The 14,300-nt window shown below is 41.8% G+C and carries 12 protein-coding genes; 5 read left to right on the top strand and 7 right to left on the bottom strand.

Annotation, left to right across the window (positions count from 1 at the left end; translation table 11 throughout):
- Positions 1 to 12 precede the first annotated feature (12 nt).
- Complete coding sequence (gene rapZ / locus ACESTK_RS04240) at positions 13 to 891, bottom strand: RNase adapter RapZ (protein WP_118581226.1); 879 nt, start codon at positions 889 to 891, stop codon at positions 13 to 15.
- Positions 892 to 1,008: 117 nt separating this feature from the next.
- Entirely contained in the window at positions 1,009 to 1,920 is a 912-nt protein-coding gene (gene murB, locus ACESTK_RS04245; protein WP_204453733.1) for a UDP-N-acetylmuramate dehydrogenase, read from the bottom strand.
- A gap of 229 nt (positions 1,921 to 2,149) precedes the next feature.
- Between murB and ACESTK_RS04250 the strand changes: the two genes are divergently transcribed.
- Complete coding sequence (locus ACESTK_RS04250; protein WP_173716322.1) at positions 2,150 to 2,569, top strand: stage V sporulation protein AB; 420 nt, start codon at positions 2,150 to 2,152, stop codon at positions 2,567 to 2,569.
- A gap of 31 nt (positions 2,570 to 2,600) precedes the next feature.
- Here the strand turns inward: ACESTK_RS04250 and ACESTK_RS04255 are convergent, their stop codons facing one another.
- Positions 2,601 to 3,605: a helix-turn-helix domain-containing protein gene (locus ACESTK_RS04255; protein WP_373118837.1), complete on the bottom strand. Its 1,005-nt coding sequence runs from the start codon at positions 3,603 to 3,605 to the stop codon at positions 2,601 to 2,603.
- Between the two features lie 221 nt (positions 3,606 to 3,826).
- On the opposite strand from ACESTK_RS04255, the gene ACESTK_RS04260 reads away from it, so the two are divergent.
- The 4 genes from ACESTK_RS04260 to ACESTK_RS04275 all read left to right on the top strand — a co-directional run bounded on the left by ACESTK_RS04260 (position 3,827) and on the right by ACESTK_RS04275 (position 6,525).
- Positions 3,827 to 4,297, top strand: a complete 471-nt coding sequence (locus ACESTK_RS04260) for a SpoVA/SpoVAEb family sporulation membrane protein (RefSeq protein WP_118581234.1) — start codon at positions 3,827 to 3,829, stop codon at positions 4,295 to 4,297.
- Positions 4,294 to 5,388 carry a stage V sporulation protein AD gene (locus ACESTK_RS04265; protein ID WP_173773715.1) on the top strand — a complete coding sequence of 365 codons (1,095 nt, stop codon included), beginning with the start codon at positions 4,294 to 4,296 and terminating at the stop codon, positions 5,386 to 5,388. Before ACESTK_RS04260 ends, ACESTK_RS04265 begins: the two co-directional genes overlap by 4 nt.
- A gap of 113 nt (positions 5,389 to 5,501) precedes the next feature.
- Entirely contained in the window at positions 5,502 to 5,858 is a 357-nt protein-coding gene (locus tag ACESTK_RS04270; RefSeq protein WP_118581240.1) for a SpoVA/SpoVAEb family sporulation membrane protein, read from the top strand.
- 55 nt (positions 5,859 to 5,913) lie between these two features.
- The gene (locus tag ACESTK_RS04275) at positions 5,914 to 6,525 is read left to right on the top strand and encodes a stage V sporulation protein AA (RefSeq protein WP_373118840.1); all 612 of its coding nucleotides are present in this window, start codon (positions 5,914 to 5,916) and stop codon (positions 6,523 to 6,525) included.
- 221 nt (positions 6,526 to 6,746) lie between these two features.
- Here the strand turns inward: ACESTK_RS04275 and ACESTK_RS04280 are convergent, their stop codons facing one another.
- The 4 genes from ACESTK_RS04280 to ACESTK_RS04295 form a co-directional block, all read right to left on the bottom strand.
- Complete coding sequence (locus ACESTK_RS04280) at positions 6,747 to 9,134, bottom strand: beta-glucosidase (protein ID WP_373118843.1); 2,388 nt, start codon at positions 9,132 to 9,134, stop codon at positions 6,747 to 6,749.
- A gap of 98 nt (positions 9,135 to 9,232) precedes the next feature.
- Positions 9,233 to 9,637: a hypothetical protein gene (locus ACESTK_RS04285; RefSeq protein ID WP_373118846.1), complete on the bottom strand. Its 405-nt coding sequence runs from the start codon at positions 9,635 to 9,637 to the stop codon at positions 9,233 to 9,235.
- Positions 9,638 to 9,653: 16 nt separating this feature from the next.
- Complete coding sequence (locus ACESTK_RS04290) at positions 9,654 to 12,728, bottom strand: glycoside hydrolase family 3 C-terminal domain-containing protein (protein WP_373118849.1); 3,075 nt, start codon at positions 12,726 to 12,728, stop codon at positions 9,654 to 9,656.
- 213 nt (positions 12,729 to 12,941) lie between these two features.
- Positions 12,942 to 14,291, bottom strand: coding sequence for an ATP-binding protein (locus tag ACESTK_RS04295; RefSeq protein WP_195477650.1), 1,350 nt, complete (start codon positions 14,289 to 14,291; stop codon positions 12,942 to 12,944).
- Positions 14,292 to 14,300: the final 9 nt, after the last annotated feature.

Below are 14,300 nucleotides of genomic sequence, written 5' to 3' on the forward strand. Positions count from 1 at the left end.
GATCTCCTCTTTCTATTTTTTCAATAGGCGATCTTTATCCACATCTCTGTGCTCCAATCGAAAACCGTATTCACCATTTCTGGCAATCCGGCTGTACAACTCCCTTGCAATGGTAACAGAACGGTGCTTGCCCCCTGTGCAGCCAACTGCAATTACAAGGCTTGTTTTACCTTCCTGTGCATACTTAGGAATCAGGAACTCCACCATATCTTCCAGTTTATTTGCAAAAATCCTTGCGGTCTCATTATCCATTACATAATTAAACACGCTCTCATCCATACCGGTAAGGGGACGTAATTCATCCTCATAATATGGATTCGGAAGAAAACGCACATCGAATACCAGGTCTGCATCTGCCGGAATTCCATACTTAAATCCAAAAGACAGAACCGTGACCATCATATTACAGAATTTTTCATTATTTACAAAAATCTTCTCAATTTCCTGGCGCAGCTCCCTTGTAAGAAGGTGACTGGTATCAATAATATAATCAGCTCTCTTACGAAGAAAATCCATTTTCTGGCGTTCCAGACGGATTCCGTCATCTACCCTGCCGTTACTGGCAAGCGGATGGCTGCGTCTGGTTTCCTTATAACGCTTTACCAGCACGGAATCTTCTGCATCCATAAAAAGAATCTCAAAATCATATCCAGCTTCTTTCATATGATCCAGAACCTGTGCCAGTTCTTCCAGAGAGTGACCGCTTCTGGCATCAATACCAAGAGCCGCATTCTGGACTCCTTCTTCATGTACTTCCAGCATCAGGGAAGCAAATTTCTCCACCAATGGAATAGGAAGATTGTCCACACAAAAATAGTGGGCATCCTCCAGCATTTTCAGCACAGTAGACTTACCTGCGCCGGAAACGCCTGTAACAATTACAAATCGCATAATTTATCTCCTGCCGGGCAAAACAGTGTCACTGCTCACGGCCTGACCAGTAGCAGTAAAACGGACTCTTCTGCCTCTTATGTGTCTTAAATCCATTCCAAAGGATTCTTCATGGCTCTAGAATTCTCCCAGAAACTTCACCTCTGGTTCAAGCTTCACACCAAATTTCTCCATAACAATTCTTTGAACATCAGACATCAACGTGGTAACATCTTTCGCTGTGGCATTTCCTGTATTGATCACGAAACCGCAATGCTTCTCAGAAACCTGGGCACCGCCTACCTGATAGCCTCGCAATCCGCTGTCCATGATCAGTTTGCCTGCAAAATAGCCCTCTGGCCGTTTGAAAGTGCTTCCTGCACTTGGATAAGAAAGTGGCTGCTTGCTGGTTCGCATCCCTGCTAGCTCCTGCATACGGCTGCGAATCTCCTCCTGATCACCCTTTTCAAGAGAAATGACAGCTTCCAGAACAATATAGCCTGCTTCTTTTATCACACTGGTTCGATAACCCATGTGAAGTTCATCTGCCTGCAAGGTCAGGACTCCGCCCTCTGGAGTAAGAACCGTGACTTCTTTCAGAACATCCTTCATTTCTCCGCCATACGCTCCTGCATTCATCACCACAGCGCCGCCTAAGGTTCCCGGAATTCCTCCCGCAAACTCAAAGCCAGTCAGCGATGCCTCTCTTGCAGCTGCAGCAATTCCAGATAAAAGAACTCCTGCCTGGGCATGGATCCGGCTGTCTTCAACTCTGATCTGTCCAAAGTTTCTATATAGCTGCACTACTACTCCCTGATAGCCCTTGTCGCTTACAAGAAGATTGCTTCCATTTCCAAGAATAAAATACGGAACATTTTTTTCCTTACAAACAGCTATGATTTTCTTAATCTCATCAGCATTCTCCGGTACCAGAAAGAAATCTGCCGGACCGCCAATTCGGAATGTAGTATGCCTGCTCATAAGCTCCGCTTCCAGTATCCGGTTATCTTCCAGAATTTCCTGGAACCGCTGTTTTAAATTTACATTCACAGATTTACATCCTCTATCTTTCTATACTCAACTTTTCTATCAAATGATATCTGCGCCAATCCTATTCTTTCCATTGCCGCATCGTTTTATTATACTATTTAACTTCACAAATGTACAGAAAAAACGCATATTTTCCAAGATTCTTTCCATACTAAATGTTGTTATGACAGTTGCAAAACAACAAACTTTTCTCAGCGACAGGTTCGTTTCGTGAAAGGAGATCTCACCCATGCTCCAGCAAATTTTCCTATCCATAGTTGGCTTCTGCTCTGGAATCATCATCGCAGGCGGTGTAGTTGGCCTGCTTATCGGTCTTTCCATCGTTCCCCGCTATGCCGGTATCACTCATACAGGAAAACATATATTGTTATATGAAGATATTACGCTTCTTGGCATTGTATGTGGTAATCTTTTTTTCCTCTATGGCTGGCACATTCCAGGCGGAACCTTTACTCTGCTCCTTTATGGACTTTTTTCCGGTATTTTCCTGGGCGGATGGATCATGGCACTTGCTGAGATGGCAGATGTTTTCCCCATCTTTTCCAGAAGGATCAAACTGACCAATGGAATCCGATGGGTCGTGATCGCAGTGGCCTTCGGAAAAGCTTTGGGATCTTTGTATTATTTTTATAAACGGTGGTTTCCCTGAATTGCGTAAAAAAATCAACGCAGCTAATTTTCTATAATAAATAAGAAGGAACATTTTTACCAGACTTTCCTTTTTTATCCTTCTTTGACACCTTGGCGCTTTCTTCTTTATTTTCTCCGGTGATTATCGGACATTCATCTGACAGACCACGGTACCATTTCCGATAATCTGCCGGAGAACAGCCCATCTCTTTTCGGAAAGTCTCTGAAAAATAGCTTGCTCCTGCAAAACCATTTTCTACTGCAATGTCTCCCATGGAAGCAGTCTTATCCAGAACTGCATCCATACTGTTCCAGATTCTGCATTTTTGCAAATATTCAAATGGAGTCATCTCCATATGTTTCTTAAAGAAACGGCAAAAATCACCAGTGCTTACCTGACATGCTTCTGCCATAGCAGAAAGAGTCAGTTTCTCGTTATAATGCTCAGTAAGATATCCTGTCATACGATTCAGTTTCACCCGTTCTCTGATCACTGCATTCTTACATTCCGGACGCGGCAGGGCAAATTTCTTATAAAGACTTCCCCATGCAGTAAACAGCCAGCTCTTCATATCCAGTTCATATGCCATATCCCTGCCTTCTGCTGTCTGCGCAGCGGCGAGAAGTGCCTGAAGAAGAATGTCTTCATCTGTATCTTCCTCAGCTGACGGCATAAACCTGCAATAAGCGAATGATTCTGCTTCTGCAACCGGTGAAATATATTTATTCTGAAGGCTCTCATCTCCAGCTGCCAGATACTCTCCAGTCACCTCAATTATATAAAAACTGCTGCTTTCCTTCTCACTTCTGACCAGACGATAGGACTGTCCTGCATTGATAAATAACGCCTCGCCAGCTTCCAGATCTACTTTTTCCTGATTTATCTGACACTGTATTTCTCCTTCTTCTGCCAATAGAAAAGTGAATGCATTCCCACTGATGCATGGCATATGTCCAAATTCCGGCTGAAGCAGTCCCAGCTTATAGATTCTGATCTTATTCTCAGTTTCCTCTGTAAGGAGCTGTACTCCCTTCCCTATAAAATATTTTCCCATAAGGTACCTCTCTTCTTCGGTTTATAATATGAGGCTACTGTCATTCTGTTTATGAGCAATAGCATCATCTTCCGTAATAACTATAACAATACTATCATGATAGTATAAATTCAGCTAAAAAGAAAGTATATTTTACATATTTTTTCACATAATAATAGAAACCAAAAGGTTACTGTACTCTAAGCAAGCAATTCCATTCATCATAGCTACAGGAGGCATTTATGAACAGTTCCATACCAAAAGCAAAGCAGAAACAATACGCCGACTATGTAAAACAGATCACCCCTACCCACAGTCTTCCCATGAACATGGCAAAGGCTTTTCTCACAGGCGGTGTAATCTGTGTCGTTGGGCAGATTATAACAAATTTTGCAAAATCCAGAGGATTAGACCAGGATATGGCCGGTACCTGGTGTTCTGTTACCCTGGTTTTCATCAGTGTTATTCTTACTGGATTTAATATTTATCCAAAGATTGGAAAATTTGGCGGAGCGGGAAGTCTGGTTCCAATCACCGGTTTTGCTAATTCCGTAGCCGCCCCTGCCATTGAATATAAAACGGAGGGTCAGGTCTTTGGAATCGGCTGCAAGATTTTCACCATTGCAGGTCCTGTAATCCTTTACGGAATCATGAGTTCCTGGATTGCCGGAGTGATCTACTATCTTCTGAAAATAATGGAGGTGATTTCATGAATCCACAGACACCAGCCAGACTTACCGGTTCTGCCAGTATGAGCTTTCAGAATCCGGTTTACGTTGTAAGCTGTGCTTCTGTAGTTGGAAAAAAGGAAGGGGAAGGACCTCTTGGAAGCAAATTTGATCTGGTCTGCGAAGAACCTATGTTTGGAGAGGCTACCTGGGAAGCTGCGGAAAGCACCATGCAAAAAGAAGCAGCCGCATTGGCCCTTGGAAAAGCCGGACTTACTCCAGGGGATATCCGCATGACCTTCGCAGGTGATCTTCTGGCTCAGACTACCGCCTCTTCCTTTGGAATTGCCGGAATGGGAATCCCATTTTACGGACTTTTCGGTGCATGCTCCACCATAGGGGAATCCCTCTCTCTTGGCGCCATGTCTGTTGCAGCCGGATACGGAGAACATATTCTCTGTGCCACTTCCAGCCATTTTGCCAGCGCAGAAAAAGAATTCCGATTTCCTCTGGCTTACGGAAACCAGCGTCCTCTCTCAGCCACGTGGACGGTTACCGGGAGCGGTGCCTGTGTTCTCTCCGGAACTTTGCCTGTTCCGGAAATTCCGGAAAAGACTGATCCGCTAATTTCAGCAGAAGGATGTGTCCAAATAACAGGACTCACCACTGGAAAGCTGATTGACTTTGGACTTAAGGATTCTCTGAACATGGGTGGATGCATGGCACCTGCCGCCTGCGATACCATTTACCGGAATTTTTGTGACTTTGGCCGAACACCTGATGATTATGATGCAATCTTCACCGGAGACCTGGGAGCTGTTGGAAAACGGATCCTGCTGGATCTGTTAAAAGAAAAAGGATATGATATAGAGTCCATTTATCAGGACTGTGGACTTTTAATCTTTGATGGTGAAACACAGGATACTCATTCTGGTGGAAGTGGTTGTGGATGCAGTGCATCTGTGCTGGCTGCTTATATTCTGCCGGAACTGGCAAAAGGAACCTGGAAAAAGGTGCTCTTTGTTCCTACAGGAGCATTGCTTTCCAAAACAAGTTTTAATGAGGGAGATTCCATTCCGGGGATTGCACATGCTGTAGTATTAGAGCATGTTTCAAAAAAAGATCAAAAGCAGTAAACTAAATAATTGTGCGTACTTCCTGTATAATTGCAGTCCTATAAGCCGTACTGTATTAATTATAATCTGTCTCTACCAACTATCTTTTTCTGTATCTATGAGGAGATGATTTCATGGACTATTTTAATGCATTCTGGGTAGGTGGCCTGATCTGCGCCCTTGTCCAGATTTTACTTGATAAAACCAAACTTATGCCTGGACGTGTCATGGTTCTTCTGGTATGCACCGGCTCTATTCTTGGCGCCATAGGCATTTATCAGCCTCTGATTGATTTCGCCGGTGCCGGTGCTGCTGTGCCATTACTTGGTTTCGGGAATACACTATGGAAAGGTCTGAAAGAAGCCATCGACACAGATGGTGTCATCGGGCTTTTCACAGGAGGCTTCACCGCCTGCGCAGCTGGTGTCTCTGCAGCCCTGATTTTTTCTTATCTGGCAAGCTGGTTTTTTAAACCGAAAATGAAAGAATAACAACGTACTTTATCCTTGCCTGAAACCAACATTTTTTACAATGGGAGTGAATTTCATGAGTGACACACTATACATCCAAACCGAAGAAAACGTGGAGGTTCATCACCCCCATGTCTATCTTCAGGACATTGCCAAGCTATCCTGCACCAATTCCAAAATTTTAAATCACCTAAGGGTTCTCCCGGTAGCAAACCTGGATCCGAACAAGGCAGGCCGGTATGTGATTTCTGTTATGGATCTTATAAATGATATCCAGCTCAAAGAGCCTGATCTTGATATTACGCATATTGGCGAACCAAACTTCATCATCAACTATCAGAAGGAAGGAACTGTCAATATTGTTATAAGATGGTGCAAAGTCATATTTGTCTGCCTCGCCACCTTTTTCGGTGCAGGCTTTTCCATTATGACCTTTAACAATGATGTAGACATCCCCGCCCTTTTCGAGCAGATCTACACCCAGGTCACCGGCCAGCCCACAACCGGCAATACTGTTCTGGAAATCTCCTACTCTCTCGGTATCGGTCTTGGTGTCCTATTCTTCTTCAACCACTTCGGTAGAATAAAGCTCACCGACGATCCTACGCCTATGCAGGTACAGATGCGTCTATATGAAGATGATGTAAACACCACCATCATTGAAGATGACTCTCGAAAAAAGGAGTAACCACTTACGGCTGCTCCTTTTTTCTACTTATCTTTTAGACATTTCCACCCGCCATTTTTACAATTTTCACAACTATTCAGCAGGCACTATTCCGCAAGGTATTTTTTGTGAACATAGTTCACAGAACCCCCGAGAATCTCTGCGCGAAATCATGCAAAGCATGATTTCTGTGCATAGCGAAGCATGTTACTGTGAAGGTACTGCGCAGTTACCAATTTTCTCTATTTTCTCAGTATTGCTGCCCCGATCATTTTACCCAATCCACTCAAAATATGACCATTCACAATTTTCACAAATCCATCCACCATTCCGCTTGTAAAAATTCCATGAGTTGTGTTTACAAGACCTCGAAATGGCATATTGTAGAAAAACAGAATATCAAGATTGGCTTCACCTTTCTTTTCGCTGTCTTTTAACATTTTATCAAGAATCCAGTAAATCAGACGTCCAACAGCTCCCTTAGCATAATACAGCTGGCAAAACGCATCATTCTTCTCCAGTTCTCCCTTCCACGTTCCATCCGGAATCCTGTGTCCAAGCAGTTTCTCATATGCTTCATCGGTAATATTCTCAATATGTCCTGTCTGGTACACATCTGGCAGTTCTTTATACGGATTCTCTGCTCCCGTTCCTTTCCTGTAAATTTTCCCCTGTAAAACGGCAGCTCTGGAATTTTTTGCAATTATAATTTTATAGTTTCCCTCTTCAATCTCCCATTTTCCTGTTTGAACGTTAAAATATGTAAACGTTCTATCCTCAAATGAAATCTCAACTTCTTTTGTTTCACCTGGCTGAACAAATACTTTGCAGAATCCCTTTAATTCGTGAACCGGTCTGAAAACCGCCGGATTTTCTTTTTCAATATAAAGCTGAGCAATTTCAGCACCTGCTATTTTTCCCACATTGGTAATACAAAATCTAACACCGTTATCAGATAGTTTGAGATTTGAGTAGGAAAAATCTGTATAGCTCAATCCGAATCCAAAAGGAAACAGAACTTCTTTTTTTACAGTATCATAGTAACGGTAACCAACATACACGCCTTCCCGATATTCACTATTTCTCTCTTTTCCCGGATAATAAGCATAGGCCGGTGTATCCTCATAGCAAATCGGATAGGTTTCATTTAATTTCCCAGATGGATTTACTTTTCCTGTAATTACATCTAACATGGCAGAAGCTCCTGCCTGACCGCCAAGATAACCATGCAGTACTGCTTTTGCTTTTTTTATCCAGGGCATTTCCACTACACTTCCGGCGGATACCACCACAATAAGTTCTTTATTCATCTGGGCAACTGCATTTATAAGCTCCAGCTGATTTTGTGGCATTTTCATGTGGACACGATCCATCCCCTCAGACTCACTTGCCTCATCAAGTCCAACAAACAGCAGTACCACATCTGCTTCCACTGCTGCTTTTTTTGCCTTTTCCACAAGCTTTTGATCTGTTTCCTGGTTTCTGTGATATCCTGGCTCATATGTTATTTTTCCGGAAAAATATTTTCCTGCCAAATCCAGGGAATTCTCTACTTTAGTAGGATTAACAAGAGAGGATCCAGCGCCCTGGTATCTTGCTTTCTCCGCAAATTCTCCTATCACTGCTATTTTCTTCTGGGAAGACAATGGTAAAATATGATCTTCATTTTTTAACAAAACAATGCTTTCTGCTGCGGCATGTCTGGCCAGCTTATGATGAGCTGCCACATCAAAGCTCTTTTTCCTCTGTTCCACCCTTTTGTGAACAGGAAGCATTACTGTCAGAATTTCATCAATGCGCTGATCCAGTACTTTTTCATCCAGTTTTCCCGCTCTCACTGCCCTTACCAGCTCCTTTGCAGTTGTACCAGAGTTTCCAGGCATCTCAAGATTGCTTCCGCATCTTACACCCTCTACGTGATCATTGCTTGCCCCCCAGTCTGAGACTACAATTCCCTGAAAGCCAAAGGCATCTCTCAGTAATTTCCGCAATAAATACTGGTTTTCATTTGCATAAACTCCGTTTATCTGGTTATAAGAAGACATAATTGCCTTCGGAGCAGATTTTTCCACCATTGTTTCAAAGGCGGCAGTATAAATTTCTCTCAGCGTTCTTTCGTCTACTACCGAATTATTTGACATTCTTCGAAGTTCCTGGCTGTTAACAGCAAAATGCTTCGGACATGCAGCTGGTCCTTTGCTTTGGATTCCTTTCACATATGCAGCTCCCATTTCTCCTGCCAGATAAGGATCTTCACTGAAATATTCAAAATTTCTTCCACATAAAGGACTTCTTTTTATATTCATACCAGGTCCAAGAATCATATCCACACCAAAAGATACTGCTTCTTTTCCCAATGCACCAGCCACTTCCTCTGCCAGATTTTTGTCCCAGCTGTTTGCAATTGTTGCCGCAGTTGGAAAACAGGTAGCTGCTTTACTTTTGTTAATCCCAAGCCAATCTCCTGCGCCTTCCTGGGTACGCATCCCATGAGGTCCATCTGACAGGAAAAATTCCGGTATTCCGTATTTTTCAAAGCCGTATGTTTTCCACATACCTTTTCCGCTTAACATCAGGGCCTTCTCTTTTAAGGTCATTTTTTCAATTATCTTCTTATTTTTTAGCTCCACGCATTCTCATCCTTTTCTATTTATTTGCATACAAAAGGCCTGGCAAAGATAAATCCTCACTTCCATTGCCAGGTCTTTTGATCATTCTCTGTTACTTTTTAATTTTCTTCTACAATTCCTGTAAAGCCTGCCACTACATTTAAAATCACTGCAATTACCACGATTACCGCATAAACAATATAGGACTTAATCTGGCTGAACTGATACAAGCCAGATACCACGTAACCAAATGCATCCAGCATAAGGCTGCAGCTCATAATAGCCGTAAGTGCTGTAACCACTGCATTCACTGGTGCAGCCCAGTTAATCAGTTCCTTTGCTCCTGCAATTTTCACTCCGGTCATTACCATTACTACTACAATAGCCGGAATTACAGATAACCCATATACCATTCCAAGCCGACTAAGTACAGTACGGTAAACCAGCAGGCTCACCAGAGAAAGAAGAGCCGCTGCAATAACCAGATAAAATCCAACCTTTTTTTCACCTGTTGTTTTTTTCATTCTGACTTCTCCCTTCTTATGCTTTCTTTAACTTTTTTGCATATAATACAATGAATAACAGAGTGAGTAATACAAGGAATGCATCTACACCATAGAAGGCCATCTGCCACCATGGAATTACAGATTCCATAACACTTGTATTTGTGATTCCATTCATTGCATTTGTTTTTACAAGGTTATAAAGCCAGTATTTAATATTAAGTTTCAATGCCTCCTGGAAAGCAGTATCTTTTGCAATATCCGCTTTAACGTCTTCCATCAGGCCGATTTCAGAATCTGCATATGCTGCAGAAGTAAGTGCAATACCGCCGCCATTAAACACAATATCTCTCCAGTTCATGTAATCGGCACCATTGATCATATCTGTAACATATGCACCAGTATAGCCCCATTCATTTCTTGTAATCTGCTCTAAAAGATTCCTGCTGGCACCAGAATAATCCACTCCAACACGGTTAAATGCAGTCATGGCACCTCCCGCAATGTTCTCTGCCATTGCGCCCTGGAAGCCTCTCAGCTCATTTTCTCTTGCGGCCTGCTCGGTAAAGAACACAGACATTCCAGAACGGTTGGTTTCCTGATGGTTATATGCAAAATGTTTTACTGCTGCCATAAGACCTTTTGACTGGGCTCCCTGGCAGACTGCTTTTCCCAAAATGTTGGTAAGCATGGAATCTTCTGAATAATATTCAAAGTTTCTTGCACAATAAACAGCTCTGTGAAGATTTAAGCCAGGCGCATTGATAACACTGATATTGGACCACAGTCCATCTTCTCCAAGAAGTTCTCCTTCACGCTCAAGAAGATTGGTATTAAATGTTGCGGCCACTACAACCTCTGTTGGGAATGTTGCCATGGAAGTATCCGCATTTTTATCGTCCTCTCCTACATAGGTAGGCTCATCAGAAAGATCCTTTGACCATCTTGCACTGTAACCAGCTACCTGATCATAGGAAAATCCGATAGGCCCATCCTGTTCATAGGTTCTTGGAAGAAATACGGAGTCAATATTCTCAATGTCATCGCCGCCATACTCTATAAACTGAATAGCCTCATCCAGAGACATCTGTTCAATCAACTGATCCCACATAGGATCATTAATATCAATCACCCCTGAATAATTACCATTTTCATCTGTTATCATCATGTCAATCAGCTTCAGGCCATTTTCTTTTCCCCAGGTTGTTCCCTCACCATTTTCTGTAAGTTCTGTTCTGCTGTTTCTCAGCCCCTCCATCATAGCTTCTGTGGGAGTAATGCTTTCCACTGCAATCCAGCCTTTGCTCCAGTCTGTTCTGGTAGTATACTCTACTGTATTTTCAATCAGATTGTTAATATCACAATCCTGCAATGCATTCTGTACATTTGCAGAATATGTTTCTATATCCTTTGCAGCCAGATTCCATACCTGGACATTCTCCGGATTAACCACTGCATCCTCATTTACAGACACAAGTCCATCTCCAGATCCGTTCTTCTTTGCAAGAACATTATTCAAAGCCTCATGTACACCATTTCCAAGAGCAAAATAATAGTCTCCTTCATCCAGAACCCATGCGCCTGTGGTTTCATCAGCTTTCACTGCATTTTCATTATAGCTTGCGAAATATGCCGGATTGATCTCGATTTCCACAGTTTCAGATTCTCCTGGTTCAAGAAGCTGTGTTTTTGCGATTCCTACCAGCTGGATTGCAGACTTTTCTATGCCGCCTTCTGTGTAAGGTGCCTGTACATAAAGCTGTGCCACATCCTTTCCAGCAACATCTCCTGTATTCGTAACTGTTACCGTAGCCTTTCCCACTGTTCCAGGCTGTACCTCTACACTTTCCAGCTTCTGCTCAAATGTTGTATAAGACAGGCCATATCCAAATGGGTAACTTACCTCATCTGCATAATCCCATGCATCACCGGTAGAAGATCCTTCTGTAGTATCTGCGTTTCCTATTCCAAGAACACAATCCTCATAACGGGTTTCATAATACTTGTATCCATTGTAAATTCCCTCAGATTCTACTTCAAACCAGTCCCCTTTATTTGCTTCTGTAAGGCTGTCCTTTTCACCGGATGTGGAACTGTTAGAATAGGTATAAATTCCAAAATTCACCATGGAAGGAGCAGATGTGGAGTTTACTGCGTATGTATCGGAAATATGTCCGGATGGATTAGCCTCTCCGCTAAGTACATCTGCAACACCAAGAAATCCATACATTCCTGGCAGTCCTGTCCAGAGAATAGAATCAATTTCCTCATCTTCTTTTAATTCTTCTATTTCAATTGGATTATCCGAATTTATCAGCACAATCACCTTTGTGCTATGCTCCTTTGCAAGAGCAATCATCTGGCGCTCATACTCAGACAATGCTAATGGACGTTCAAAACTGTCTCCAGAGGTTGTATTTACCATATCAGGTTCATAGTCTGCTGCCTCAGAGCTGTCTCTTGAAATTACAACTACAGCCGCTGTATCATCTGCACTTTTTAACAGCTCATCAGAATATTCACTGGCTGGTATCTCTCCGATTGGATAATCCTTATTTTCTTCATACATCGGACCAAATCCAGGTGTAAGACTGTGTCCAGGCTGTCCGAAACCGCCCAATCTCATGTATTTGGCTACGGTATCACTGGAATAAAAATCGATCATATCCTGATTTACATCAAATTCTTTTTCTGCAAAAGCTTCCTCTAATCCATAAAAAACAGCATCCTCAGGGCCAGCAACAGAAGAGCCGATCTCGCCGCCCAGAGTGGGAACATGAGAGTTCATTCCCCATAAGGTTACTTTTTCCCTTGTTTTATCAATAGGAAGAGCCTCATTTGTATTTTTAAAAAGAACACTTCCTTCTTCACTGATTTCTTCCGCAAGTTGTTTTTTCGCATCAATCAGATCCTGGACAGAAGAAAATTCAGAGTCAAAGTAAATGGAATCGCCCGTTCCATCTCCTTTTTCAACCAGCTTAAAACTGGATGTTCCAAGCTTTGAGTTGATAAAATCTGTTCGCGTGGCTGCTACTGCAGTTGCGGCACTGCTCACCGCCAGAAGCGTAGCAGATAAGCCAGCCAAACCACGTATCACATTTTTCTGTTTCATAGATGAATCCTCCTTTTTTTTATGTAAGAGGATTATAACATCCAGAAATCTGCAATATCTTTTTTTGACGTAAAACAGCATTTTTTTACGTAATCTGATATTTTATTCAATTATGCTTTCTCTTGCCGTTTCTTTTTTGTGTATTTTGTATATTGTTTAGCTTTATTTTTGTGTATATTTACTGTTGATACAAAAGTCATTGGCTATACGATATTATTTTTCACTCTCTGGTAACGGAATCAGAATGCGCAATTCAAACCATCCATCTTTTGCAGATACAGTCATAGAACCTTTATACTTCTCAGCAATCTCTTTCATGCTCTTTAAGCCAAATCCATGATAGCGCCGATCCTCCTTCGTTGTAATCGGCAATTGATTCTTCATCTTCAGCACGCCTTGAAAACTGTTTTCTATTTTGATCCGAAGAAAGCTTTTTTCTTGGGAGACAGTAACATGAATCAGCCTTCTCTCCGGATTTTCCACTTTTTCCGCACTTGTAATCGCATTATCAAGTGCATTTCCAAATATGGAACAGATATCCATAGGATTTACAAAATCCAGAGCTTTTCCATCTGCCACACAGGTCATCTGAATATTTTTCTCCTGACAATTAAGGCTTTTCGTGGTAAGAATGGTATCTAAAATTCTGTTTCCCGTTTTATTCTCCGCTTCATATTGCTGAATTTCTTTTTCCATTTTGTTCAGATATGCAATTTTATCTTTCTCAGAAATTTCCATTTTTAAAAATTCTATCTGATGCTTCAGATCATGATACTTCTGGTTTATCAGATCAATACTGGTTCTGGATACCTGATAATTGGCATACTGCATTCTATGTAGTGCTGCCATCTGTGCCATTTCCATTTTTTCATGTGATTCTTTCAAAATGATATGATATGCGCTAAGAAGGCTTACGCCAGCAATATCTACAATTGTCCGGATAATATAAATATCCCCCGGAACTCTGCTGGAAAAAGGCGTACTGGCAGTTACATAGCTTAAATTGCTGGCTGCGATCATACATACACACATAACCACAGAAATAACAACTTCTTTTCTCTCTACATGAAGATGTTTTTGATCACGGTTTATATACTTTTCTGCCATAAGAAAAAACACAAACAAAGCCGCCAATGTACCAACTGTAATCAAACACTGGACGGATACAGAATAGGGAGCTCTGCGGTTTTCAAATACATAAGACACCAGCTGCCATCCCAAGGCTCCTGCGAGTTCTCCAAATGCATAAGCGCGCACAGCATAATAAATTACATTTCGCCGATTCATGTCACAAACAGCATAGATCATAAGAGTGGTAAATAAAAAAGCACCTATAATACTTGGAATAAACAAAACAGTGGATATATCTCTGGTTAAAAAATTGTAAATCAGATACATCAGCTCCAGAATAATCAGTTCCACATAGCTCCATATATCCTTGCGTCTTCTTGGATTGAACGATGTATATATAATAACTCCCAGGAAATTTGCCAGCACATAAATAAAGCCTGGAGTTTTTGATAAATCATATTCAAAAAAATAATTGTAAATATTCTGAGCCATCCATATCCC

This window comes from Ruminococcus sp. Marseille-P328 (genome assembly GCF_964249465.1).
GTDB classification, from domain to species: Bacteria; Bacillota; Clostridia; order Lachnospirales; family Lachnospiraceae; genus Blautia_A; species Blautia_A faecis.